Genomic DNA, 23,395 nt, shown 5'->3' with positions numbered 1-23,395 from the left:
GGCTAATGATTCGGCAGTTTAGCCAAGGAGCCGGCAGGCGCACAGACTATTAACGCGCCGCCACAAAAAAGGGAGATCCGCAGATCTCCCTTTTTATGTACCCGATGTGATCAGTCGAACACGCCGAAGGTCATGTAGCTGAACCACGAACGATCTTCGTTGTTGCCTTCGGCTTCATGACGCTCTTCCTCGATCACGTCGCCGTTTTCGTCTTTAGGCTTGAGCTCGTTCGGGATCGCGTCTTTCGCGTCCTGGAACTGCTTCTGCACGTCCTGGTTGGCGCGGGTTTCTCCCGGCGGCAGCGGTGGACGCGACTCGATCAGGCCAAGAGTGGCCTTGCTCAGCCACGAACGGTTGTCGGCTTCGGCAACCGAAGGCACGAACTGACCGTCCTGCAGGCTTGGGTGATTCGGGTAGTTGAGTTTCAGGGTTTCCAGACTGGTAGCGGCCAGTTCGTCCAGGTGCAGACGCTGGTAAGCCTCGGTCATCACCGCCAGGCCGTCGCCGACCGATGGGGTTTCCTGGAAGTTTTCCACTACATAACGGCCACGGTTGGCGGCGGCGACGTAGGCCTGACGGGTCAGGTAGTAGTCGGCTACGTGGATTTCGTAGGCGGCCAGCAGGTTGCGCAGGTAGATCATGCGCTGCTTGGCGTCCGGCGCGTAGCGGCTGTTCGGGTAGCGGCTGGTCAGTTGGGCGAACTCGTTGTACGAGTCGCGGGCAGCGCCCGGGTCACGCTTGGTCATGTCCAGCGGCAGGAAGCGCGCCAGCAGGCCGACGTCCTGGTCGAACGAGGTCAGCCCCTTGAGGTAATAGGCATAGTCCACGTTCGGGTGCTGTGGGTGCAAACGGATAAAACGTTCGGCGGCGGACTTGGCAGCTTCCGGCTCGGCGTTTTTATAGTTGGCATAAATCAGTTCAAGCTGTGCCTGATCCGCGTAGCGACCGAACGGATAACGCGACTCCAGAGCCTTCAGCTTGGCCGTGGCGCTGGTGTAGCTGTTGTTGTCCAGGTCGGTCTGAGCCTGCTGGTACAGCTCGGCTTCGCTCAGGTTTTCGTCGACGACTTCCTTCGATGAGCAAGCAGCGGTCAATGCGAGGATGGCGATCAGCAGCAGGTGTTTCACTTGCATGGCGGCTTGCGTCCCTATGACGGCCGCTGTCTTGGGCGGGGCCGTCCTGTTATGATGAGCGCCCCGTTGAAAAGCCTCGGGGCAAAAGACGCCGTATTTAACCACAAGCGCGCAGCCGAAACCAAAGGCTGTGCCGACGCCCAGTCAGAGCATGTCCGATAAAATTGAACTTCGCGCAGAGGTGCCGTCCGATTTGGGCGGCCAACGCCTCGATCAAGTCGCCGCCCAACTCTTCGCTGAGCACTCACGCTCGCGCCTTTCCGCCTGGATCAAAGAAGGTCGCCTGACTGTGGACGGGGCGGTCATCCGCCCGCGCGACATCGTGCATGGCGGTGCCGTCCTTGAGCTGACTGCCGAGCAGGAAGCCCAGGGCGAGTGGATCGCCCAGGACATCGAACTCGACATCGTCTATGAAGACGACGACATCCTGGTGATCAACAAGCCTGCGGGCCTGGTGGTGCACCCGGCTGCCGGCCACGCCGATGGCACCTTGCTCAATGCCTTGCTGCACCACGTGCCGGACATCATCAATGTCCCGCGCGCCGGTATCGTGCATCGCCTGGACAAGGACACCACCGGTCTGATGGTGGTGGCCAAGACCATCCAGGCGCAGACCAAGCTTGTTGCCCAGCTGCAAAGCCGCAGTGTTAGCCGGATCTACGAGTGCATCGTGATCGGTGTGGTGACCGCCGGGGGCAAGATCAACGCGCCGATCGGTCGCCATGGTCAGCAGCGCCAGCGCATGGCCGTGATGGAAGGCGGCAAGCCGGCCGTCAGTCACTACCGTGTGCTGGAGCGTTTCCGGTCCCACACCCACGTGCGGGTCAAGCTGGAAACCGGCCGGACCCACCAGATCCGTGTGCACATGGCGCACATCAACTTCCCGTTGGTCGGCGACCCGGCGTACGGTGGTCGTTTCCGCATTCCGCCTGCTGCGAACCCGACCATGGTCGAGTCGCTCAAGCACTTCCCGCGTCAGGCGCTGCACGCGCGCTTCCTTGAGCTGGATCATCCGACCACCGGTGAGCGCATGAGCTGGGAATCGCCGCTGCCGGAAGATTTCGTCTGGCTGCTGACCTTGCTCAAGCAGGATCGCGAGGCCTTCGTCGGATGAACTGGCTGACGCCGGACTGGCCTGCGCCGGCCAGCGTCAGGGCCTGTGTCACCAGCCGCGAGGGAGGTGTCAGCGAGGCGCCGTTCGACAGCCTCAATCTGGGCGATCATGTCGATGATCGCCCGGACGCAGTCGCCGAGAATCGTCGGCGTCTGACCGAACATTTCTCTATAAAGCCTGCCTGGTTGCAGCAAGTGCACGGCATTGTCGTGGCCCATGCTGATCCGGGCGTGGTGGCCACCGCCGATGCCAGTTGGACGGCAACTCCCGGGATTGCCTGCACGGCGATGACTGCCGATTGCCTGCCGGCATTGTTCTGCAACCGGGCCGGTACTCGCGTCGCGGCGGCCCATGCCGGTTGGCGCGGGTTGGCGGCGGGCGTACTGGAAGCCACCCTCGATCATCTCGACACCGCTGCGGCGGACGTGCTGGTCTGGCTCGGCCCGGCCATCGGCCCGAAAGCCTTTGAAGTCGGCCCGGAAGTACGCGAAGTCTTCGTCAAGCAACTGCCGGAAGCGGCAGCCGCCTTCGTGCCCAGCCACAATGCTGGCAAGTTCATGGCTGACATCTATCTGCTGGCGCGTCTGCGTCTGGCGGCCAAAGGTGTCACGGCGGTTTATGGTGGCGGTTTCTGCACGGTGACCGATCCGCGCTTCTTTTCTTACCGCCGTGCGTCGCGCACGGGGCGCTTTGCCTCCCTTGTCTGGCTCACCCGCTAAGCTTGTCTGATCTACATCAATCTCCCGACGCTTGAATCTCCCAGAATCGACCGCATCTACAGTGGTATCTGGCAGGTTTCTTTATTCAGGATGGTTTTTAGGTCCGACCTGCTCAAAAGGAAGGTGACCCCATGCGTATAGACCGTTTAACCAGCAAATTACAGTTGGCGTTGTCCGACGCCCAATCCCTGGCCGTTGGCCACGATCATCCGGCCATCGAGCCGGCGCACTTGATGCAAGCCATGCTTGAACAGCAGGGTGGTTCGATCAAACCTCTGCTCATGCAAGTGGGCTTCGACGTCAACAGCCTGCGCAAAGAGCTGACCAAAGAGCTCGATCAATTACCGAAAATCCAGAACCCGACCGGCGACGTCAACATGTCGCAGGATCTGGCGCGTCTGCTCAATCAGGCTGATCGTCTGGCCCAGCAGAAGGGCGACCAGTTCATTTCCAGCGAACTGGTGCTGCTCGCCGCGATGGACGAGAACAGCAAACTGGGCAAACTGCTGCTCGGCCAGGGCGTGAGCAAGAAAGCCCTGGAAAACGCGATCAACAACCTGCGCGGTGGTGAGGCGGTGAATGACGCCAACCATGAAGAGTCGCGTCAGGCACTGGACAAGTACACCGTCGACCTGACCAAGCGCGCCGAAGACGGCAAGCTCGATCCGGTGATCGGCCGTGACGACGAAATCCGCCGGACCATTCAGGTGCTGCAACGTCGCACCAAGAACAACCCGGTGCTGATCGGTGAGCCTGGTGTGGGTAAGACCGCGATTGCCGAAGGTCTGGCCCAGCGCATCATCAACGGCGAAGTGCCGGACGGCCTCAAGGGCAAGCGCCTGTTGTCGCTGGACATGGGCGCGCTGATTGCCGGTGCCAAGTATCGCGGTGAGTTCGAAGAACGCCTCAAAGCGCTGCTCAACGAACTGTCGAAGCAGGAAGGGCAGATCATTCTGTTCATCGACGAGCTGCACACCATGGTCGGCGCCGGTAAGGGCGAAGGCTCGATGGATGCCGGCAACATGCTCAAGCCGGCACTGGCGCGCGGTGAGCTGCACTGCGTCGGCGCAACTACGCTCAACGAGTACCGCCAATACATAGAGAAGGATGCGGCGCTTGAGCGGCGTTTCCAGAAAGTGCTGGTGGACGAGCCGAGCGAAGAAGACACCATCGCGATCCTGCGTGGCCTCAAGGAGCGTTATGAGGTTCACCATAAGGTGGCGATCACTGACGGTGCGATCATCGCGGCCGCCAAGCTCAGCCATCGCTACATCACTGATCGGCAGTTGCCGGACAAGGCCATCGACCTGATCGACGAGGCCGCCAGCCGCATCCGCATGGAGATCGACTCCAAGCCGGAAGTGCTCGATCGTCTGGAGCGTCGGTTGATTCAGCTCAAGGTTGAATCCCAGGCACTGAAGAAAGAAAGCGATGAAGCGGCGATGAAACGCCTGGAAAAACTCCAGGAAGAAATTGTCCGCCTCGAACGTGAGTACTCGGATCTGGAAGAAATCTGGAACTCGGAAAAAGCCGAGGTACAGGGTTCGGCGCAGATTCAGCAAAAGATCGAGCAATCGCGTCAGGAACTGGAAGCCGCGCGCCGTAAAGGCGACCTTAACCGCATGGCCGAATTGCAGTACGGGGTGATCCCGGATCTGGAACGCAGCCTGCAAATGGTCGACCAACACGGCAAGAGCGAAAACCAGTTGCTGCGCAGCAAGGTGACCGAAGAGGAAATCGCCGAAGTCGTTTCGAAGTGGACCGGCATTCCGGTGTCGAAAATGCTCGAAGGCGAGCGCGACAAGCTGATGAAGATGGAAAGCCTGTTGCACCAGCGCGTGATCGGTCAGGACGAAGCGGTGGTCGCGGTGGCCAACGCCGTACGGCGCTCGCGTGCCGGGCTGGCGGATCCGAATCGTCCGAGCGGTTCGTTCATGTTCCTCGGCCCGACCGGGGTCGGTAAAACCGAGCTGTGCAAGGCGCTGGCCGAATTCCTCTTCGATACGGAAGAGGCGATGGTGCGGATCGACATGTCCGAGTTCATGGAGAAACATTCCGTGGCGCGGCTGATCGGTGCGCCACCGGGCTATGTTGGCTATGAGGAGGGCGGTTACCTGACCGAAGCGGTACGCCGCAAACCTTACTCGGTGATCCTGCTGGATGAGGTCGAGAAGGCGCACCCGGATGTGTTCAACATCCTGCTGCAAGTGCTGGAGGATGGACGCCTGACCGACAGCCACGGACGTACGGTGGATTTCCGTAATACCGTGATTGTCATGACCTCGAACCTCGGCTCGTCGCAGATCCAGGAACTGGTCGGTGACCGTGAGGCGCAGCGTGCAGCGGTGATGGACGCGCTGACCAGTCACTTCCGTCCCGAGTTCATCAACCGGGTCGACGAAGTGGTGATCTTCGAGCCATTGGCGCGGGATCAGATCGCGGGCATTACCGAGATCCAGTTGGGCCGTCTGCGCAGTCGTCTGGCCGAGCGCGAGCTGAAGCTGGAACTGAGCCCGGAAGCGATGGACAAGCTGATTGCCGTCGGTTACGACCCGGTGTATGGCGCACGTCCGCTCAAACGTGCAATCCAGCGCTGGATCGAAAACCCGTTGGCGCAGTTGATCCTGTCGGGGCATTTCCTGCCGGGCGACACGGCAACCGGCAAGGTCGTGAGCGACGAAATCGTTTTCGACTGAGCGGTAAAGCCAATGAAATAAGGAAGGCCTCGCTTTGCGAGGCCTTTTTTTCGTTAGGCTGTTGAACTCTAAGGAAAAGGCTTGTAAAGTGCGCCCCGCAGTCAGTCACCCGCAGCATCTCAGCTCACTGAGCTGAAATCTGAAATAAGTTGCAAATCATTAACTTGAAAGCGATTTAGGGGGTTGACAGAGGTGTTCTAGGTTGTAGAATAGCGCGCCTCAGACACACGAACGCAGCGATGCGAACGGCGTCTAAGAGCTGTAAGTTTCACCGTTGTAAATTGAAATATGTAGTTCCGTGATAGCTCAGTCGGTAGAGCAAATGACTGTTAATCATTGGGTCCCAGGTTCGAGTCCTGGTCACGGAGCCAATTTCAAACCGGGGTATAGCGCAGTCCGGTAGCGCGCCTGCTTTGGGAGCAGGATGTCAGGAGTTCGAATCCCCTTACCCCGACCATTTTTGGGTCGTTAGCTCAGTTGGTAGAGCAGTTGGCTTTTAACCAATTGGTCGTAGGTTCGAATCCCACACGACCCACCATTTTTGAAACCAGGTAACACTGGGATCGAATCTTAAGGTCAGAGGCCAAAAGCGCTGATCGAAGAAGGCGATCTTTGAAAGGTCGCCTTTTTTTTACCGGGGTATAGCGCAGTCCGGTAGCGCGCCTGCTTTGGGAGCAGGATGTCAGGAGTTCGAATCCCCTTACCCCGACCATATTAAAAATCCTCGTATCGAAAGATACGGGGATTTTTTTTGTCCTCGCGCCAGACAATTCCTTTCAAGTCATCGTACAACTTGCCGATAGCCCGCTAACGAGAGGGGCTGCCACTGTTCGCCCCTTCAATCTGGCCAATACAAGAATAAGGGCGTTCGTCATGTTGCTTCGTCAGTTGAATATTGCTCCTCGTGCCGCGTTGGGTTTTGCCCTGATTGCGGTCCTGGTGGCGTTGCTCGGCGTATTTGCCTTGGGGCAGATGTCGAGCATTCGTGACAGTGAGGTCGCGGTGGAGAGCCAGTGGCTGCCGAGCATTCGCGGCGGTGACGAAATTCGCGAGCTGATGTTGCGCATCCGTACGATTTCCCTACGCATGGCACTTGATCAGGATCCGCAGAACATCGCGACTTACCGCAGCCAGATGGATACCCGCGACAAGGAGCTGAGCGAGAAGATCGCCGCCTACGACAAACTGGTCACCACGGCGGAAGGCCAGCAGCTCTATGACCAGTTCAAAAAAACCTTCGCCGCGTATCGCGCCGGCATCGCGCAATCCTTCACCCTGGCCGATCAAGGCCAGCGTGACGAACTGACCAAATTGTTGCTGGTTGATATGAAAACCGTGGTCGACGGCTCCGGCAAGCAGCTCAATGACCTGGCGGATCTGTTCGCCAAACAGGTTGCTGCGGAGAGCCAGAAATCCGCTGACCACTACCAGACCTCGCGCACCATCGTCAGCCTGTTCATAGCGCTGGCGGCGCTGGCCACGGTGGCGCTGGCGATGTTGCTCACCCGCAGCATCGTCCGTCCGCTGAGCAGCGCCGTCAGCGCTGCCGAAAGCGTGGCCCGGGGCAACCTGACCCGGCCGATCGAAACCCACGGTAACGATGAAGTCAGCCGATTGCTCAAGGCGCTCGCGACCATGCAGCAAAACCTGCGGGAAACGCTGCAAGGCATCAGCGGTTCGGCCACGCAACTGGCGAGCGCTGCTGATGAACTCAACGCGGTGACGCTCGACAGCACACACGGCTTGCAGCAGCAGAACAACGAAATCGAACAGGCAGCGACGGCGGTCAATGAAATGACCACAGCCGTTGAAGAAGTCGCTCGCAATGCCGTGTCGACATCCGATGCCACCCGCCAATCCAGTGAGTCGGCGCAATTGGGGCAGGCGCGGGTCAGGGATACCGCATCGGCCATCCATGCGCTGGCCAGCGACGTGCAGCACACCGGCGAGTTGGTGCAATCGCTGGCCAACCAGTCACAGGACATCGGCAAAGTGCTGGATGTGATCCGTGCCATTGCCGAGCAGACCAACCTGCTTGCGCTCAACGCCGCCATCGAGGCGGCCCGCGCAGGGGAAAGTGGGCGAGGTTTTGCGGTGGTCGCCGACGAAGTGCGGGCGCTGGCCTATCGCACCCAGCAATCGACGCAGGAGATCGAGCAGATGGTGCAGGGCATGCGCAGTGGTTCAAGCCTGGCGCTGGATTCGATGCAGGCCAGTGCTGCACGGGCCACGACCACACTGGCGTTGGCCGAGCGCGCCGGGGGAGGCGCTGGAAACCATCACCGCTTCGGTGCATGAGATCCATGAGCGTAATCTGGTGATCGCCAGTGCCGCCGAAGAGCAGGCGCAAGTCGCGCGGGAAGTGGATCGTAATCTGGTGAACATTCGCGACCTGTCGGTCCGTTCGGCGACGGGTGCCGATCAGACCCGTGCGTCGAGCCACGAACTGTCGCAACTGGCCAACGCGCTGCAAGGCATGGTGCGCCGCTTCCAGCTCTGATGAGCGGTGATCGATTGCAGGAATGAGCTCGATTTTTGAGCTGCGCAAAACAATGTGGGAGCGGGCTTGCTCGCGAAAGCGGTGTATCAGTCGACATGAATGTTGAATGACACGACCTCTTCGCGAGCAGGCTCGCTCCCACAGTTTTAGATCAATGCAGCTTCAGGCGTGGCTCGGTACCGCGACCGATCTTGCTGCCCAGCATCAGCATCGCCGTGCGGAACGGTCCGTACAGCGCCATCTGGTGCATGCGGTACAGCGACACGTAGAACATCCGCGCCAGCCAGCCTTCGAGCATCACGCTGCCGGTCAGGTTGCCCATCAAGTTACCCACAGCGGAAAAACGCGACAGCGAGATCAGCGAGCCGTAGTCGGTGTATTTGTACTCCGGCAGGGTTTTGCCCTCGATACGCAGCTTCAGCGACTTGGCCAGCAACGATGCCTGTTGGTGTGCGGCTTGTGCACGCGGCGGCACGTTGCGATCCGAACCCGGTTGCGGGCACGCGGCACAGTCACCGAAGGCGAAAATGTTTTCGTCGCGGGTGGTCTGCAACGTCGGCAGCACTTGCAGCTGATTGATGCGGTTGGTTTCCAGACCGTCGATGTCTTTGAGGAAACCCGGTGCGCGGATCCCGGCGGCCCAGACTTTCAAGCTGGCCTTGATCACATTGCCATCGGCGGTGATCAGGCTGTCGGCGGTCACTTCGCTGACCGCCGCATTGGTCATCACATTGACCCCGAGTTTCTCCAGGGTCTTGTGCACCGGGCCGCTGATGCGTTCCGGCAGGGCTGGCAGCACTCGCGGGCCGGCTTCGATCAGGGTGATGTGCATGTTCTCCGGTTTGATCCGGTCCAGACCATAAGCCGCCAGTTCATGCGCCGCGTTGTGCAGTTCTGCCGCCAGCTCGACACCCGTGGCGCCGGCACCGACGATGGCCACGCTGATCTGCTCGACCACATCGGTCTGTCCGGCGTGCGCGCGCAGATAGTGATTGAGCAACTGCTGGTGGAAACGCTCGGCCTGTTTGCGGGTGTCGAGGAACAGGCAGTGCTGCGCCGCGCCCTGGGTGCCGAAATCGTTGGTGGTGCTGCCGACGCTGATCACCAGCGAGTCGTAAGGCACTTCACGCGCCGGTACCAGTTCCACGCCGTTCTCGTCGTAGGTGGCGGCCAGCTGGATTTTCTTCTGCGCCCGATCAAGCCCGCTCATGCGCCCCAGCTGGAACTCGAAGTGGTTCCATTTCGCCTGGGCAACATAGTTGAGTTCGTCTTCGGAAGAGTTCAGCGATCCGGCGGCCACTTCGTGCAGCAGGGGTTTCCAGATGTGCGTCAGGTTCGCGTCGACCAGCATCACGCTGGCCGTGCCGCGCTTGCCCAGAGTCTTACCCAGACGGGTAGCCAGCTCCAGACCGCCGGCGCCGCCGCCGACAATGACAATACGATGGGACATAGGGATAACTCGCAAGGTTTTTAAAGGAAATCGGTGCGGTTACCCGAGCGAGCGCCAGGCAGCTCATAGCGTCAGGTAACTGATAAGTCGGCTCAGCAAGCCCAGACCAATGGTCACTGCCAGCACCAGCACCAGGAGCATCCACGGCCGGAAAGGCCGGCGCTCGACACGGTGTTGGGACAACTGCAGGTACTCTTCGACATGCTTCTGGTCTTCGGGGTTCAGGCGGCTGGTCATAAAGGCCTCGTCAGGTAGACGTTGCTGAAGGTGGAGACGCTACAGCGGTTTTTATCCCGGGTTGAACGCAGCATAGCCACTGGCCGGAACCGGTTCGACCGAAACACCGTCGTCGAGGCGGATGATCCCGCTTTGTAACACCCGAGCGGTAATTCCGCCATGCCCGCGCACCGCTTGAAAGGTGCCGGGGCCGAGGTTGTTTTGCAGGCGCGCGCAGGGCTGACACCAGCCAGTGGTCTCGAATATTGCCTGACCGATGCGAAAGCGCCGACCCTTGAGACTAAACAGATTGATACCGCTGATGACCAGATTGCGCCGCAGGTCTTCAGGCTTGACCGGATGATCCTCTGACCGGCCCATCAACGCGCTGATCACGGCCAGGTGTTCGAACTGGATCAACGTCACCTGCCGCGCGTTGCGCACCCCCGGGCGGGCGTGATCGCCAGTCAGTCCGGCCTCCAGTCGTGCTTCCACCGCGTCGAGTTCGATCATTGGCCCGCGAGACTCGGGGCGCACGCCGATCCAGCGCACGCGTCCGGTCTGCGGGACGTCGGCAATCAACTGCTGCAGCGGCGTCACAGGCTGATTCCGACATCGAAGACGATGCTGCGACCGAGGTTGCTGCGCAGGAAATCCGGTGCATCAGGATGCGCGAACAGCACCCGGGCGAAGGTCGGCCCGACCAGCGACAGCGAGCGCCAGCCCTGACGCAGGTATTCGGTCGGCGGTGGAAAGTGGCTGTTGAGGTCCAGCACTTCGCGCTTGAGGCTGGCGAAGGCGATGATGTCCAGTTCGCCCAGATCCATGCCGCGTTCCTTGTAGTTGTGCGCTTTTTTGCGCAAGGTCGGCGCCAGCCGCAGCAAGAATTCATTGGCCGGGATCCGCCGTGGCTTGGCTTCACGGCGCACCAGTTGGCTGAGGGAAAATGCACTGCGGCGGCGTTGCAGTTCGTCGCGCCATTCGTCGTTGAGTCGGCGGCCTTCGTCGAGCACGAAAAAACACTTCGAAATTGGCATCGCGAAACAGCACGTCCGGCGGCTCGCCAGCAGGGGCAAACTCATCGGCGCGGTAAGGAATGTTCAAGCCTTGCAGCAGGCGCTGGCAGACCCAACGCTCACGCTCCCATTTGCGGGCATTGGACAGGAACGCGTTGGCTTGCTCGGCCGCGATGGTGAGCAGGCGTAAATAATCTGAGTCATCCATAAGCCCAAGCTTAGCGTTCAATTGCGACAAGCTGAAAGCACCACGCGGCAATGTGTGTCAGTGGGCGGTTGCAATGGGCGGTGTAGACTGAGGAAAACCGTCCATTAATGCCAAATCGAGGGGATGAACGTGAAATTTCGCTGGCTGCTGGTGTTGGCTGTGATTCCGCTGTGGGCCCAGGCGCTTGAAATCGGTGAGCGGCTGGCGCCCTGGACGTTGCTGGATCAATACGATCAGCCGTTCACCCTCGATAACCGCACCACGACGCTGCTGGTGGCGCGCGACATGGACGGCGCCAAGCTGATCAAGCAGGCGTTGAAAGACCAGCCAGAAGGCTATCTGGAGGCGCGCCACGCCGTGTTCGTCGCTGACATCCAGCGCATGCCGGCGCTGATCGCGAAGATGTTCGCGGTTCCGGCGATGCGTGACTACAGCTATCGGGTCATGCTTGATCGTGAAGGCAGGGTGGCGTCGCGTTATCCCGGCGCCGAAGGCTCGGTGCTGTGGCTGCAACTCAAGGACGGCCGACTGCTCGAGCAACATGAGTACACCGACGCGGCCCAACTGCACGAGGCACTGGAGAAGGCCCGCCCATGATCGGCGCCGAGTTGCTGTCATCGCAAAGCCTGACGGTCGGCTGGCTGATCTATCTGCCGGTGCTTATCTGGGCGATCTGTCGTGCGCCGTGGGTCGAGTTGTTCAGCGACAGTCGCCGTCAGCACCTGCTGTTCGGCACCGTGTTCGCCGTGTTTTTGCTGTGGATGGTGCGCAGGGATTTCGACACCGGGGTTTCTTATCACTTCATCGGCATGACCGCCGTGACACTTTTGCTGGACTGGCCGCTGGCGATTGTCGGCGGGCTGGTGGCGCAGATGGGGTTGGTGTTGCTCGGGCGTCAGGATCTGCTGGCGGTCGGGGTCAACGGTACGTTGCTGATCCTGTTGCCGGTGTTGATCACTGAGTGCGTGGCGATCATCGTCGAGCGTGCCCAGCCGCGAAATCCGTTCGTGTATATCTTCTGTTCCGGATTCTTTGCTGCGGCGTTGTCGGCCTTGTTGTGCCTGACGTTGAGCCTGGGCCTGCTGTGGTACGACGGCCTGTTTGCCATGCCGGAATGGCTGGAAGACTTCATCGGCTACCTGTGGCTGCTGATTTTCCCCGAAGCGTTCATCAACGGGATGGTGATCAGCGCGCTCGTGGTGTTCAGCCCCGAGTGGCTGGAAACCTTCAACCGCACCCGCTACCTTTCGGCGCCGTGGAAGGACGACGATCCCAAGTCTTGATCCACATCAAATCCGCTCCGCGCGCGGCATTTCATGCTCAATCAAATCCCTTCAGGAGCAGCGGCATGAGTGTTTACGAGTGGGCGAGGCAGGAAACGCGGCAGAGTCTGGAGATGGCGCTGGAGGTCGGCTTCGATCCGGGCCTGAGTTTGCGCGCCTTGCTCAGCGCGGTGGTGCAACAGAGCAAGACGGTGCGCAACGCCGAAGACCTGGCCGATGAATTGCGCTTTCTCGCGGAAAACCTCGACGACGATCAGGACTACGGCTTCATGCGGCCTTGATCGCGATCAGTGACGCGGGTCGAAATCGCCGGAGAACATTTCGTCTTCGGCATCCGGAGCGACCGGAATCTTGTGCTCTTCGGACGCCCAGGCGCCGAGGTCGATCAGCTTGCAGCGATCGGAGCAGAACGGGCGGAATTTGTTCTCTGGGGTGAATTCCACGGGGGCGCCGCAGGTTGGGCAGTCAACGGTTGGGATCGGGCTCATGCTTGGCCTCCGGATAAAGTCAGGTAAAAGTGATGCAGGCGCTCGACTTCGCTGTGCAGCCAGGCGAGGTCGCGGTCGTTGACCACCACATCATCGGCACGGCTCAAGCGGTCTTCGCGGCTCGACTGGGCCTTGAGGATCGCCTGGACCTGCTGTTCGCTGGTCTGGTCGCGCTGCAAGGTGCGTTTGATCTGCAGTTGTTGCGGGGCGTCGATCACCAGGATGCGCTGGGTCATCGCGTATTGCCCGGATTCGATCAGCAGCGGTGACACCAGAATCGCATAAGGCGATTTTGCCAGCGCCAGATGGTGAGCGATTTCCTCGGCGATCAACGGATGCAGCAGGGCTTCGAGCCAGCGGCGTTCTTCCGGCACTTCAAAGATCAACTTGCGCAGGGCCGCACGGTCCAGCGTGCCATCGGCCTGCAGGACGCCGGGGCCAAAGTGTTCGGCAATCTTCGCCAGTGCCGGACGCCCCGGCTCGACCACCCAGCGCGCCGCATGATCGGCGTCGACCACATGGATTCCGAGATCGATGAAGTGCTGGGCCGCGGCGCTTTTACCGCTGCCGATGCCGCCGGTCAGGCCGAGAATCCAGGGTTTTTCCACAGGGGTATTCATTTCAAACCGACAAACTGCCAATAGAAGTCGGTTATTTGACCACCCCAGAGCAAGGCAATCCAGCCGGCAATTGCCAGATACGGGCCGAAGGGCATCGGCGTCGAGGTTTTCTGCTCACGCAGCCGCAGCAGAATCACCCCGACAATCGCCCCCACCAGCGACGACAGCAGAATCGTCAGCGGCAAAATCTGCCAGCCGCCCCAGGCCCCGAGCAGCGCCAGCAGCTTGAAATCGCCGTGGCCGATGCCATCCTTGCCGGTCAGCAGCTTGAACAGCCAGAACACCGACCACAGCGCCATGTAGCCGGCCACCGCGCCCCACAGCGCGGCGTGTAACGAGACGAACAGCCCGAAGCTGTTGACGATCAACCCCAGCCACAACAACGGCAACACCAGCACATCGGGCAGCAATTGATGTTCGGTGTCGATCAGGCTCATCGCCAGAAGGCCCCAGGTGAGGACGATCAACAAGGCGGCCGGCCAGCCGAACCCCAGATGCCAGGCGACGAATGCCGAGAGCAGGCCGCAAGCCAGTTCGGTCAGGGGATAACGTTTGCTGATCGGGGCGGCACACGCCGAACAGCGTCCACGCAGCAGCAGGTAGCTGAGCAGCGGAATGTTTTCCCACGGCCGAATCCGGTGGCCGCAGTGCGGACACTGGGAGTGCGGCAGCATCAGGTTGTAGGTCGGCAGTGGCGTTTCGCTCGGCAGGCCGAGGACGTCCTGCGCCTGCTGGCGCCAATCGCGCTCGAGCATTTTCGGCAGACGCCAGACCAGCACGTTGAGGAAACTGCCCACCACCAGGCCCAGCAGCAGGGCGGTGCACACAAAGGCCAGCGGATACAGACTGAAGAGTTGGTCGATAGGCATGTCAGATCGCTGAGCCGAGCTGGAAAATCGGCAGGTACATGGCCACGACCAGCCCGCCGACGATGACCCCGAGCACCACCATGATGAACGGCTCCATCAGGCTGGTGAGGTTGTCGACCATGTTATCCACTTCGTCCTCATAAAAACCGGCGACCTTGTCGAGCATGTCATCCAGCGCGCCCGACTCCTCACCGATCGCGGTCATCTGTACCGCCATGTTCGGGAACACCCCGGTGCTGCGCATGGAAAAATTCAGCTGCATGCCGGTGGCGACGTCCTGGCGGATACGCAGCACTGCACGTTTGAACACCACGTTGCCGGTAGCGCCGGCTACCGAATCCAGTGCCTCCACCAGCGGTACGCCAGCGGCGAAGGTGGTCGACAAGGTGCGGGCAAATCGCGCCACCGCCGATTTGTACATCAGCGTGCCCACCAGCGGCAGCTTCAGCAGCCAGGTGTCCTTGCGGTCGCGCAATGCCTGGGATGTCTTCAGCGCATGACGGATGCCGAACACTGCTGCAATCAGGGCGCCGAGCACCGCCCACCACCATTGCTGCATGAACTCGGAGATGCTGATCACCATCAGCGTGAAGGCCGGCAGTTCAGCGCCAAAACCGGAAAATACTGCCTGAAACTGCGGCACCACTTTCACCAGCAAAATCCCCGTGACCACCATCGCCACCAGCACCACGGCTGTGGGGTAAGTCATGGCTTTCTTGATCTTGGCCTTGAGCGCTTCGCTTTTTTCCTTATAGGTTGCGACTCGTTCGAGCAACGTATCGAGTGCACCGGATTGCTCGCCGGCATCCACCAGGTTGCAATACAGCTCATCGAAATACTGCGGCTTCTTGCGCAGGGCGGCGGCGAAGCTGTTGCCGGCTGCCACCTCTTGCTTCACTTCGTCCACCAGTTTGCGCATCGCCGGGTTGTCGAAGCCTTCGCCAATGATGTCGAACGACTGCAACAACGGCACGCCAGCCTTCATCATGGTTGCCATCTGCCGGGTGAACAGGGCGATGTCCTGGGCCTTGATGCGTTTGCCGAGGCTGAGCAAGGAGGTGGATTTCTTGCGCACCTTGCCCGGGTTGATGCCTTGTTTGCGCAGCTGGGCCTTGATCAGCGCAGGGTTCTGCCCGCTCAACTCGCCCGTGACCTTGCTGCCTTTGCGATCCGTGCCTTCCCAGGCGTAGATGCTGATTTTCGCTGCCTTGACCGCCATGTTCAGTCCTTGGTGACCCGGTTGATTTCTTCCAGGCTGGTGATGCTTTGCATGGCCTTGTGCAGGCCCGAGGTGCGCAGGTCGTCGAAGCCGTCGCGACGCATCTGGCTGTCGATTTCCAGCGAGTTGCCTTCGGCCATGATCAGCCGCTGCAGCTCGGAGGTGTTTTTCACCACTTCATAAATCCCCACGCGTCCCTTGTAGCCGCCGTTGCAGTGATCGCAACCGACCGGCTCGTAGATCGTGAAATTGCCGATCTGTTCCGGAGGGAAACCTTCCTTGATCAGCGTTTCGCGGGGGATTTCGATCGGTTTCTTGCAGTGGTTGCACAGCTTGCGCGCCAGGCGCTGAGCGATGATCAGGCTTACCGAGGTGGCGATGTTGAACCCGGGAATGCCCATGTTGTGCAGGCGGGTCAGGGTTTCGGCGGCACTGTTGGTGTGCAGCGTGGACAGCACCAGGTGGCCGGTCTGGGCGGCCTTGATCGCGATCTCGGCAGTTTCCAGGTCGCGGATTTCGCCGACCATGATCACGTCCGGGTCCTGCCGCAGAAACGAACGCAGGGCCTGGGCAAAATCCAGACCCTGTTTCGGATTGACGTTGACCTGGTTAATGCCTTCCATGTTGATTTCCACCGGGTCTTCGGCGGTGGAAATGTTGATGTCGACGGTATTGAGAATATTCAGGCCGGTATACAGCGACACGGTTTTCCCCGAACCGGTCGGCCCGGTCACCAGAATCATGCCCTGCGGCTGCTTGAGCGCCGCCATGTACAGGTCTTTCTGCGCCGGCTCGTAACCCAATGCATCGATGCCGATCTGTGCGCTGGACGGATCGAGGATCCGGATCACCACTTTTTCGCCCCACAGCGTCGGCAGGGTGTTGACCCGAAAGTCGATCGACTTGGTCTTCGACAGGCGCATTTTGATCCGCCCGTCCTGCGGTTTGCGGCGTTCCGAGATATCCAGGCTGGCCATGACCTTCAGGCGTGCGGCGATCCGCCCGGCCAACTGGATCGGCGGTTTGGCCACCTCGCGCAGGATGCCGTCGGTGCGCACACGCACCCGGAAATTTTTCTCGTAGGGTTCGAAGTGCAGGTCGGAGGAGCCACTCTTGATTGCGTCGAGCAGCATCTTGTGCACGAAGCGCACGACCGGCGCGTCATCGGCGTCGAGCCCGCCGATGGCGTCCTGGCGGCTGTCGTCGACGGACTCGACGTCTACGCCGTCGAGATCGACGTCGGCCATGTCTTCGAGGCCGCTGGCGTGGGTGTCGAAGAATTTCTCGATGGCCTCGGTGAGCTTGTCGTCCTCCACCAGAATGGCTTCGGTGCTCAGCCCGGTGCTGAACTGGATGTCATTGATCGCCTGATGATTGCTCGGGTCGGAAATGCCCACGAACAGCTTGTTGCCACGGCGCCACAAGGGCAGGGCGTGGTGCTGCCTCACCAGTTTTTCACTGACCAGGCCTTTGGGCTGGGTTTCCTTGTCCAGGCAATTGAGGTCCATGAAGGCCATGCCGAAATGCTCGGAAGCGATCTCGGCCACCTGTGAGCTCTTCACCAGTTTGTTCTGCACCAGGTAGCTGACCAGCGACAACCGATTGCGCTGCGCCTGTTGCCAGGCCTGCTGGGCGCTTTTTTCCGTGAGCAGTTCGGCCTGTACCAACTGCTTGGCCAGACCGCTCAGAGCGATGTCATTCATGGGAATTCCGGAAGCTGACAGTTCATGACTTATAGCCTAGTCAAGTGACAGCGCCAAACACCCCCGGTGCAGGTGACAAAAAGTGTCAGATAGTGCGGTTACAGGTTGTAGGAAAGCGCGATATCGCGCGTTTATGCCCAGCGCACGGGGTCTGCAGGCGGTTGGCATGGCCTGTGCTGAGCTCTTTGCAGATCATGAGATTCCGACTCATGCATGGAGAGCCTGTCTATGAACAACCAAAAAGGTTTCACTCTGATCGAGCTGCTGATCGTGGTGGCGATCATCGGTATTCTGGCGACCATCGCCCTGCCGCAATACTCTAAATACCAGGCCCGTTCGAAAGTGACAGCAGGTCTGGCAGAAATCAGCGCGCTCAAAGTGCCGTTTGAAGACACCATCAATCAAGGTACGGATCCGACGCTGACACTGGTGGCGGGCGGCGCTTCCGCGACCACGTCGAACTGCACACTGGCGGCCTCCGGGACGGCCTCGACCGGTGCCGGCACCATCACTTGCACACTGGTGAACGCACCGGGTCCGGTATTGGGCAAGACAATCACGCTCACCCGTTCCGGCGCTGCAACGGGCAGCACCTCTGGCGTGTGGACCTGCGCAACCACCGTCAACCCTGACTACTCGCCAAAAGGTTGCACTGCCAGCGGCACTTGATGCTAGGGCCTGAATGGCAAATGCCCCGATCTTCGGGGCATTTTCATTTCCAGAGCAGTAAAAAAGCTTCAATAATTTCAGCCATTTAGGAACTTTCCAAAAAACCGCAACTTGCATGTCGAGAATCCACGCGTCATGCAAATTGCATGATTTCGAAAATTTATCTAATTCATAACTTATTGATTTATAACGATTTATTGTCTTTCGAAAAGTTGGCACAGCGTTCGCAATATACCCAGTAACCCTGCTGACAAGACAACCAGCAGACTTTCCAGAAAAACAGGAGTTACTCGTATGAAGAAGTTCGCTATCACTGCCGCTGCTGCTACCGCGCTGACCCTGACCATGGCTTCCGGTGCCTTTGCACAATCCACCCAGGCTACTCAGGCTCCAATGACTCTGGCTGCTGGTGAAATGACCAAGGCTAAAGAAGCCACTTCCGATACCTGGATCACTACCAAAGTCAAAAGCGACCTGGTAACCGAAAAAGGCATTCCTGGTACCGACATCAAAGTCGAAACCAACAAAGGTGTGGTTTCCCTGTCTTCTGACGTCGCTGTCACCGAAGCTCAGAAAACCACCGCTGTGAACATCACCAAGAAAATCAAAGGCGTCAAAGCGGTCTCCGCTGACGGCCTGAAAGCCGAGTAAGGCATGACTTCTCGCCTGGACCGGGAGAAGACGCGACAGACGGGCCGAGCAATACGTCTGCCGCAACTTTAGAGTTCATGCGAACGGTCACACGGATGTGACCATTACGGGCCCCGACACTTGTGTCGGGGCCTGTTCTATTTGCTAGAAGCAAAAGATCGCAGCCTCCGGCAGCGCCTACAGGGAATGCATTTCACTGTAGAAGCTGCCGGAGGCTGCGATCTTTTGATCTTTCAGTTACCGCGCTTGCTGTTGATCTGCCGCAGGCGATTGCCTTCAAAGCGCAGGTATTGATACATGCCGTTGCTCGGGCCGTAGGTCCATTCCTCGACCTGAAATTCTTCGCGGCGGTTGGCGCTGCGCTTGTAGCCGAGGACATCGCGGCTGACCGGTTCGCCGCACTTCTGCAGCACTTCGCTGGCACGGTCGCCGAGACTGACCAGTTGGCTGCCACAACGTAGCGTGTCGGAGGCCAGCGCAGGGCTGGCGGCGAGCAGCAGCGTCAAAGCCACCCGCCATTTGCGGTTCATCATTCGGCGTCCAGATGCATTTGCGTCACGACCCGGCCATCGCTCTCAGCCTCGCCCAGATTGGCATCGATGAAGTACACCCGGTCGTCCGCCAATTGGCCTTTGTCGACGAGATAGTCCTTGATGCTGCTGGCGCGTTCCTGTCCCAACTGGCGCAGCAGGACATCGCTGGAACTCCAGAACTTGATCACGCCGTCACGCATTTTTCGCCGTGCGTTCTTCCTTGCCCAGATCCTTCCATTCGGCCGGCGGCTGGGTTTTCAGACGCGTGCGGTAGATGCCTTCGAGCAACGGGCCTTTCTCGTTCTCCGGCACTTGCAGCAGGGAAGCCTGGGCCGGCACCTTGTCGCCACGGCGCTGGAGCATCTTGTAGTAGTTGTACTGGTATTCGCGTTCCAGACGCTGTTCGGCCAGCAGCGGCCCGTCGCTGCTTTGCGCGGCGGTGCCTTCGATCTCCAGGCGCAGGGCCGGACGTTCCTTGAGCGCCTGGGACAGTTTGTCCAGCGCTGATTCGGCGTCTTTGCTCAGGTCGCTCGACCCGGGTGCAAAGGACACGGTGCCGAGGTCTTCAGAACCGCCACCGCTGACCAGTCCGCCAATCAGCTTGAACGGCGCGGCAGCGGCTTTGACGATCAGATTGCGCAGGGTCTGCCAGACAATCGGCATTACGCTGAATTGCGGGTTGTTGAGGTCGCCAGTGACCGGCAGTTCGATGGAAATCTTGCCATCGACGTCCTTGAGCAGGGCAATCGCCAGTTTCAACGGCAGGCTCACGGCATCCGGGCTGTCGACTTTCTCGCCGAGTTGCAGCTGCTCGACCACCACTTTGTTTTCAGCCTTCAACTGGCCCTTGGTGATCAGGTAGTGCAGGTCGAGATTGAGCCGACCCTTGCGGATGCGATAGCCGGCGAATTTGCCGGAATACGGGGTGAGCGTGGTCAGTTCGACGCGTTTGAAACTGGTAGCGATATCGAGGCTGGCCATCGGGTCGAACGGATTGACCGCACCTTTGATGGTCACCGGCGCATAGCGGTCGACCTTGCCCTTGACGTCGACGCTGGCCGGTTTCGCCTGACGGCTGTCGATGGTGCCGATCTGGCCGTTGAGTTGCTGGATTGCCGTGGCGAAGTTCGGGGTCAGGCTGAAGTCGGCGAAGTTGGCCGAGCCGTCATTGATCGCGATACCGCCAATGTGAATGCCCAGCGGTTTCGAGTGATTGGCGGGTTTGGCCGCTGCCGTTTTCGCCCCGGAATCGGCAGGTTGCGGGATCAGCAAATCATCAATGTTGGTGGTGCGGTCATCGTTGATCATGAACCGCACGTACGGCTGGAACAGGTTGACCTTGTCGATCGACACACTGTCACCGTGTTGATAGTTGATGCCTTCAACCACCACTTGCTGCCATTTGAGGAAGTCGCGGGTTTTCAGGGTGTCGAGGGTGTGCAGTTGATCGATCTGCGCGCGCCCGGTAACGCTGAGTGCCAGTGGCTCGGTACTCTTGAGGTTGACCTTGAGGTCACTGCCGAGCATGCCGCTGCGCAGTTCCAGGCGAATGAACGGATTGATGTAGGACTGCGCGACACGCAGGTCGATGTCCTGGGTCTTCACGTTGAGCTGGGCGGTAACCGGTGCGAGGTTGACCACGCCGTCGGCGTTGATCTTGCCTTGTTTGCCCAGACCGCTGTCGAGCCTGACCTTGAAAGGCGAACCGTTGAGGCTGTCAAAATCCTGCAGGTCGATATTCAGCGGCGTCACATCCAGCGCCACCGGCGGGTTGGCCGAACGGTCGGCGAGATGCACGGTGTAGTTGCGCAACTGCACATCCTTGAGCAGCACCTGCCAGGGCTTGCTCGGCGCCGCCGGCTCTTTCGGCGAGTCGGCGGCGGCCGGAGTGGTCTTGGGTTCGGCGGCGGCCTTGGCGGCAGGTTTTGACGGCTGACTGGCGAACAGTTTCTGCCAGTCGAGCTGGCCGTCGGCCTCGAGCGCGGCCCAGGTTTCCAGTTTGTTGCTGCGGATCTTGCCGACCACCACTTGCTGTTTGGCCAGGTCCAGCGAGGTTTCGCTGACATCGAGGCGTTCGAGTCTGGCCAGCGGACGTCCGTCCGGCGCCTTGATTGCGAACGGCGCAATATTCACCGCGACGTTGTTCAGCAGCAGTTCGGTTTGTTTCGACAGATTCAGTTTGTACTCGGTGCTGAGGTTGATCACACCGTCTTCGAGCACCAGCGGCAGCGCGTCACGCACATAGGGCCAGAAGGATTTCATCTTGCCGTCGGTGACTTTCAAGGTGCCTTCAGAGGTGAATGGGATCAGGCTGAAGTTGCCTTTCCAGTCGATCTGCCCACCGGCCGGGCCGGCAGCCACCAAGGTCATGTCGGCATTGTCTTCGGGCAGGGTGCTGAGGTTTTTCAGTTCGAAGTCGAGTTTGTCGTAAAGGAACTCGATGGGCTCGCTCGGCCGCGCGTCCTCGAAATGCACGTTGCCGCCGGCCAACTGAATGCGGTCGATGCGCAGCGGGAACGGCTTGGCATTCGGATCGGCCGGGGTCGGCTCGCTGGCGGGAATTTTGAACAGGCCCAGCAGATTGAGCTGGCCGTCCTTGGCGAAGAGGATTTCGGTCTTGGGCTTGTCCAGCTCGATATCGGCCAGGTGCAGTGCTTTGGTCCACAGGCTGTCGAGTTGCAGGTTGGCGTACAGCCGCTCGAAGCCGACCTGCTCCTTGCCCGGCTCACCGACGACCAGGCCCCACAGGGTGACTTCAAGGCTGAACGGATTGAGCTCGATGCGCTGGATGTGCGCAGGCACCGTGGCGTAGTTCGCCAGTTGCTGGTTGGCAATGCGCAGGGCAATGCCCGGCAAAATCAGAAACCCCAGCAGGCTGTAGAGGGCCAGAGCAGTCAACAAGGCGCCAATCGCGCGAATCAATCCTTTGGGCATGTGCGGCTTCATCTGTCTGAATCGGAGTGCCTTGGAGTATGGCACGCGATTCTGGTTCCGAAGTACATCGTGGGGGGCAGGATTGTTCAGATTGTTCTGTAGGACCAAGACACTGTGGGAGCGAGCTTGCTCGCGAAGGCTGCGGATCAGTCGAGAAATATGCTGACTGACGCGCCGCCTTCGCGAGCAAGCTCGCTCCCACATTGGATGGTTGCCAGTCCCGCAGGGGGGTTACAGCTGCAGGATCAGGGTCTTCAGCGGTGGCTGTTGATCCAGCGACGGGAAGTCGGCGCCCGGGGTCATCACGCTCCAGTCGCGGACCGGTCGCCCGGCCTTCTCGGCACAACGCAGCACCTGTTCACGCCAGTCGTCCATGCTGACTTTCGCCAGGTTGTTGCAGCAGATCAGCACGCCGTTGTCGGCGGTGGTCAGCAGCGCCGGTTTGAGCAGGCTTTGATAGTCGCGCAGCAGGTCGACGGTGCCGAACGCGCTCTTGGCCCAGGCCGGAGGATCGAGCAGCACCAGATCGTATTGGCGCTGTTCGAGGCGCTGATAGCTCGGCAGTTTCTGCCCGCGCCGCTGGCTGATCGGCAGCCCGGCGAGCTGACGGATCGCCGGGAAATAATCGGATTGGATAAATTGCATCTCGGGCAATTGCGGGTTGAGCAGGCCGTTCTCACGGCCGACCGCCAGATTGCCTTCGGCGAAATCCAGATTGCACACCTCACGCGCACCACCGGCAGCGGCACTCAGGCCGACGCCACAGGTGTAGGCAAAGAGGTTGAGCACGCTTTTACCCTTGGCGTGATCCTTGACCCAGCCGCGAGTGTTGCGCAGGTCGAGGAACAGCAGCGGATCCTGGCCGGCATGCCGCCCGCGCACGCGGTAGTTCAGGCCCCATTCGTGACCGACCAGATCCGCCAGCGCGGCGTCATCGGCTTTGTAGACATTGTCTTCGCGGTCGATCCGCGAGTTGCCGCGAGAGCGGTCGTTGTAGACCAGCAGGGTGTCAAACCCCAGGGTCTGGTTGACCATGGCGTGCAGTTGCAGCAGGTCGTCACGCTCCAGCGTCTGGTGAAAGCTCTGCACCAGCAGTTGCGGACCATAGCGGTCCACCGTCAGGCCACCGGCGCCTTCCTGGCTGCCGTGGAACAGCCGATAGCAATCGGTGCCCTGGCTGTGCAGCTCAGCGAGCAGATCCTGGCGTTGGTCGAGGGCGGCGCGCAGCGCCTGATTCAAGGAAGACATGCGTGCGCCTTGCTGGTGAGAATGTGGGCGCGGGAGTTTAGCAGCTTGGCGGGCAATCGAGTTGCGCCCTTCGCGAGCAGGCTCGCTCCCACACAGGATCTATGCTGCAAATCAATCTCCTGTGGG

The 23,395-nt window shown here is 60.1% G+C and carries 21 protein-coding genes, 4 tRNA genes and 2 pseudogenes; 14 read left to right on the top strand and 13 right to left on the bottom strand.

The genetic code is table 11. The annotated features are described in order from the left end of the window. Nucleotides 1-110: 110 nt before the first annotated feature. A complete protein-coding gene (locus HT737_RS10875; RefSeq protein WP_047296635.1) occupies nt 111-1,133 on the bottom strand; it encodes an outer membrane protein assembly factor BamD in 1,023 nt (340 codons plus the stop codon). Nucleotides 1,134-1,284: 151 nt separating this feature from the next. Here HT737_RS10875 and rluD point away from each other — a divergent pair, with 151 nt between their 5' ends. The 9 genes from rluD to HT737_RS32725 all read left to right on the top strand — a co-directional run bounded on the left by rluD (nt 1,285) and on the right by HT737_RS32725 (nt 8,162). After that, nucleotides 1,285-2,247 carry a 23S rRNA pseudouridine(1911/1915/1917) synthase RluD gene (gene rluD, locus HT737_RS10870; protein WP_047296633.1) on the top strand — a complete coding sequence of 321 codons (963 nt, stop codon included), beginning with the start codon at nt 1,285-1,287 and terminating at the stop codon, nt 2,245-2,247. Next, nucleotides 2,244-2,966 (top strand): peptidoglycan editing factor PgeF, encoded by a 723-nt coding sequence (gene pgeF, locus HT737_RS10865; protein WP_182402525.1) that lies wholly within the window; start codon nt 2,244-2,246, stop codon nt 2,964-2,966. Before rluD ends, pgeF begins: the two co-directional genes overlap by 4 nt. A 131-nt stretch (nt 2,967-3,097) precedes the next feature. Then, complete coding sequence (gene clpB, locus HT737_RS10860) at nt 3,098-5,662, top strand: ATP-dependent chaperone ClpB (protein ID WP_047296631.1); 2,565 nt, start codon at nt 3,098-3,100, stop codon at nt 5,660-5,662. 295 nt (nt 5,663-5,957) lie between these two features. Further along, nucleotides 5,958-6,033 (top strand) — tRNA-Asn (locus HT737_RS10855). A gap of 9 nt (nt 6,034-6,042) precedes the next feature. Beyond that, a tRNA-Pro gene (locus tag HT737_RS10850) sits at nt 6,043-6,119 on the top strand. 5 nt (nt 6,120-6,124) lie between these two features. Beyond that, nucleotides 6,125-6,200 (top strand) — tRNA-Lys (locus HT737_RS10845). A 97-nt stretch (nt 6,201-6,297) separates the two neighbouring features. Then, nucleotides 6,298-6,374: transfer RNA gene (locus HT737_RS10840), tRNA-Pro, on the top strand. A 161-nt stretch (nt 6,375-6,535) separates the two neighbouring features. After that, complete coding sequence (locus HT737_RS10835; RefSeq protein ID WP_374011155.1) at nt 6,536-7,960, top strand: methyl-accepting chemotaxis protein; 1,425 nt, start codon at nt 6,536-6,538, stop codon at nt 7,958-7,960. After that, complete coding sequence (locus HT737_RS32725) at nt 7,953-8,162, top strand: hypothetical protein (RefSeq protein WP_374011154.1); 210 nt, start codon at nt 7,953-7,955, stop codon at nt 8,160-8,162. The genes HT737_RS10835 and HT737_RS32725 overlap by 8 nt, the downstream gene beginning before the upstream one ends. A gap of 151 nt (nt 8,163-8,313) precedes the next feature. Here HT737_RS32725 and HT737_RS10830 read toward each other — a convergent pair whose 3' ends face one another. The 4 genes and pseudogenes from HT737_RS10830 to HT737_RS10815 all read right to left on the bottom strand — a co-directional run bounded on the left by HT737_RS10830 (nt 8,314) and on the right by HT737_RS10815 (nt 11,052). After that, nucleotides 8,314-9,612 (bottom strand): NAD(P)/FAD-dependent oxidoreductase, encoded by a 1,299-nt coding sequence (locus HT737_RS10830; protein WP_047296626.1) that lies wholly within the window; start codon nt 9,610-9,612, stop codon nt 8,314-8,316. 63 nt (nt 9,613-9,675) lie between these two features. Further along, complete coding sequence (locus tag HT737_RS10825) at nt 9,676-9,849, bottom strand: DUF3094 family protein (protein ID WP_003228304.1); 174 nt, start codon at nt 9,847-9,849, stop codon at nt 9,676-9,678. Between the two features lie 51 nt (nt 9,850-9,900). Continuing rightward, on the bottom strand, nt 9,901-10,428 hold the full coding sequence (locus tag HT737_RS10820; protein ID WP_095668292.1) for an MOSC domain-containing protein: 528 nt from the start codon (nt 10,426-10,428) through the stop codon (nt 9,901-9,903). After that, nucleotides 10,425-11,052: pseudogene (locus HT737_RS10815) on the bottom strand (DUF1780 domain-containing protein). Before HT737_RS10815 ends, HT737_RS10820 begins: the two are co-directional and overlap by 4 nt. 129 nt (nt 11,053-11,181) lie before the next feature. Here HT737_RS10815 and HT737_RS10810 point away from each other — a divergent pair. From HT737_RS10810 to HT737_RS10800, 3 genes are all read left to right on the top strand, one after another. Then, the gene (locus HT737_RS10810) at nt 11,182-11,649 is read left to right on the top strand and encodes a hypothetical protein (RefSeq protein ID WP_047296911.1); all 468 of its coding nucleotides are present in this window, start codon (nt 11,182-11,184) and stop codon (nt 11,647-11,649) included. After that, nucleotides 11,646-12,335 (top strand): energy-coupling factor ABC transporter permease, encoded by a 690-nt coding sequence (locus HT737_RS10805; protein ID WP_182402523.1) that lies wholly within the window; start codon nt 11,646-11,648, stop codon nt 12,333-12,335. The genes HT737_RS10810 and HT737_RS10805 overlap by 4 nt, the downstream gene beginning before the upstream one ends. Before the next feature lie 65 nt (nt 12,336-12,400). Then, nucleotides 12,401-12,616 carry a hypothetical protein gene (locus tag HT737_RS10800; protein ID WP_041065358.1) on the top strand — a complete coding sequence of 72 codons (216 nt, stop codon included), beginning with the start codon at nt 12,401-12,403 and terminating at the stop codon, nt 12,614-12,616. A gap of 6 nt (nt 12,617-12,622) precedes the next feature. Here the strand turns inward: HT737_RS10800 and yacG are convergent, their stop codons facing one another. The 5 genes from yacG to pilB are packed head-to-tail and all read right to left on the bottom strand — an operon-like array spanning nt 12,623 to nt 17,234. Continuing rightward, nucleotides 12,623-12,823: a DNA gyrase inhibitor YacG gene (gene yacG / locus HT737_RS10795; RefSeq protein ID WP_007963861.1), complete on the bottom strand. Its 201-nt coding sequence runs from the start codon at nt 12,821-12,823 to the stop codon at nt 12,623-12,625. Next, nucleotides 12,820-13,443 (bottom strand): dephospho-CoA kinase, encoded by a 624-nt coding sequence (coaE, locus tag HT737_RS10790; RefSeq protein ID WP_182402521.1) that lies wholly within the window; start codon nt 13,441-13,443, stop codon nt 12,820-12,822. The genes yacG and coaE overlap by 4 nt, the downstream gene beginning before the upstream one ends. Beyond that, complete coding sequence (locus HT737_RS10785) at nt 13,440-14,312, bottom strand: A24 family peptidase (protein ID WP_086792844.1); 873 nt, start codon at nt 14,310-14,312, stop codon at nt 13,440-13,442. The genes coaE and HT737_RS10785 overlap by 4 nt, the downstream gene beginning before the upstream one ends. Nucleotide 14,313: 1 nt before the next feature. Next, nucleotides 14,314-15,531 carry a type II secretion system F family protein gene (locus tag HT737_RS10780; RefSeq protein WP_095668296.1) on the bottom strand — a complete coding sequence of 406 codons (1,218 nt, stop codon included), beginning with the start codon at nt 15,529-15,531 and terminating at the stop codon, nt 14,314-14,316. 2 nt (nt 15,532-15,533) lie between these two features. Then, nucleotides 15,534-17,234 (bottom strand): type IV-A pilus assembly ATPase PilB, encoded by a 1,701-nt coding sequence (gene pilB / locus HT737_RS10775; RefSeq protein WP_182402519.1) that lies wholly within the window; start codon nt 17,232-17,234, stop codon nt 15,534-15,536. Nucleotides 17,235-17,462: 228 nt separating this feature from the next. Between pilB and HT737_RS10770 the strand changes: the two genes are divergently transcribed. Further along, nucleotides 17,463-17,903 carry a pilin gene (locus HT737_RS10770; protein ID WP_041065372.1) on the top strand — a complete coding sequence of 147 codons (441 nt, stop codon included), beginning with the start codon at nt 17,463-17,465 and terminating at the stop codon, nt 17,901-17,903. A gap of 294 nt (nt 17,904-18,197) precedes the next feature. Further along, nucleotides 18,198-18,554 (top strand): BON domain-containing protein, encoded by a 357-nt coding sequence (locus HT737_RS10765; protein WP_007963876.1) that lies wholly within the window; start codon nt 18,198-18,200, stop codon nt 18,552-18,554. Nucleotides 18,555-18,787: 233 nt separating this feature from the next. Here the strand turns inward: HT737_RS10765 and HT737_RS10760 are convergent, their stop codons facing one another. From HT737_RS10760 to HT737_RS10750, 3 genes and pseudogenes are all read right to left on the bottom strand, one after another. Continuing rightward, on the bottom strand, nt 18,788-19,084 hold the full coding sequence (locus HT737_RS10760) for a DUF2845 domain-containing protein (RefSeq protein ID WP_041065375.1): 297 nt from the start codon (nt 19,082-19,084) through the stop codon (nt 18,788-18,790). Then, nucleotides 19,084-22,021: pseudogene (locus HT737_RS10755) on the bottom strand (DUF748 domain-containing protein). Before HT737_RS10755 ends, HT737_RS10760 begins: the two are co-directional and overlap by 1 nt. Nucleotides 22,022-22,252: 231 nt before the next feature. After that, nucleotides 22,253-23,269 carry a class I SAM-dependent rRNA methyltransferase gene (locus HT737_RS10750; RefSeq protein ID WP_182402517.1) on the bottom strand — a complete coding sequence of 339 codons (1,017 nt, stop codon included), beginning with the start codon at nt 23,267-23,269 and terminating at the stop codon, nt 22,253-22,255. Nucleotides 23,270-23,395: the final 126 nt, after the last annotated feature.

The organism is Pseudomonas sp. MD195_PC81_125, from assembly GCF_014060985.1.
GTDB lineage: Bacteria > Pseudomonadota > Gammaproteobacteria > Pseudomonadales > Pseudomonadaceae > Aquipseudomonas > Aquipseudomonas parakoreensis.
Note: the sequence above shows the minus strand (reverse complement) of the source record. Positions and strands in the feature narration are given on the sequence as shown.

What these genes read in the sequence shown, in the direction of transcription:
- pilB (WP_182402519.1), bottom strand. Translation starts at nt 17,234, where the DNA reads ATGAATGACATCGCTCTGAGCGGTCTGGCCAAGCAGTTGGTACAGGCC.
- HT737_RS10750 (WP_182402517.1), bottom strand. Translation starts at nt 23,269, where the DNA reads ATGTCTTCCTTGAATCAGGCGCTGCGCGCCGCCCTCGACCAACGCCAG.
- HT737_RS10765 (WP_007963876.1), top strand. Translation starts at nt 18,198, where the DNA reads ATGAAGAAGTTCGCTATCACTGCCGCTGCTGCTACCGCGCTGACCCTG.
- coaE (WP_182402521.1), bottom strand. Translation starts at nt 13,443, where the DNA reads ATGAATACCCCTGTGGAAAAACCCTGGATTCTCGGCCTGACCGGCGGC.
- clpB (WP_047296631.1), top strand. Translation starts at nt 3,098, where the DNA reads ATGCGTATAGACCGTTTAACCAGCAAATTACAGTTGGCGTTGTCCGAC.
- pgeF (WP_182402525.1), top strand. Translation starts at nt 2,244, where the DNA reads ATGAACTGGCTGACGCCGGACTGGCCTGCGCCGGCCAGCGTCAGGGCC.
- HT737_RS10875 (WP_047296635.1), bottom strand. Translation starts at nt 1,133, where the DNA reads ATGCAAGTGAAACACCTGCTGCTGATCGCCATCCTCGCATTGACCGCT.
- HT737_RS10825 (WP_003228304.1), bottom strand. Translation starts at nt 9,849, where the DNA reads ATGACCAGCCGCCTGAACCCCGAAGACCAGAAGCATGTCGAAGAGTAC.
- HT737_RS10785 (WP_086792844.1), bottom strand. Translation starts at nt 14,312, where the DNA reads ATGCCTATCGACCAACTCTTCAGTCTGTATCCGCTGGCCTTTGTGTGC.
- HT737_RS10780 (WP_095668296.1), bottom strand. Translation starts at nt 15,531, where the DNA reads ATGGCGGTCAAGGCAGCGAAAATCAGCATCTACGCCTGGGAAGGCACG.
- HT737_RS10800 (WP_041065358.1), top strand. Translation starts at nt 12,401, where the DNA reads ATGAGTGTTTACGAGTGGGCGAGGCAGGAAACGCGGCAGAGTCTGGAG.
- HT737_RS10770 (WP_041065372.1), top strand. Translation starts at nt 17,463, where the DNA reads ATGAACAACCAAAAAGGTTTCACTCTGATCGAGCTGCTGATCGTGGTG.
- HT737_RS10835 (WP_374011155.1), top strand. Translation starts at nt 6,536, where the DNA reads ATGTTGCTTCGTCAGTTGAATATTGCTCCTCGTGCCGCGTTGGGTTTT.
- HT737_RS10805 (WP_182402523.1), top strand. Translation starts at nt 11,646, where the DNA reads ATGATCGGCGCCGAGTTGCTGTCATCGCAAAGCCTGACGGTCGGCTGG.
- rluD (WP_047296633.1), top strand. Translation starts at nt 1,285, where the DNA reads ATGTCCGATAAAATTGAACTTCGCGCAGAGGTGCCGTCCGATTTGGGC.
- HT737_RS10760 (WP_041065375.1), bottom strand. Translation starts at nt 19,084, where the DNA reads ATGAACCGCAAATGGCGGGTGGCTTTGACGCTGCTGCTCGCCGCCAGC.
- yacG (WP_007963861.1), bottom strand. Translation starts at nt 12,823, where the DNA reads ATGAGCCCGATCCCAACCGTTGACTGCCCAACCTGCGGCGCCCCCGTG.
- HT737_RS10830 (WP_047296626.1), bottom strand. Translation starts at nt 9,612, where the DNA reads ATGTCCCATCGTATTGTCATTGTCGGCGGCGGCGCCGGCGGTCTGGAG.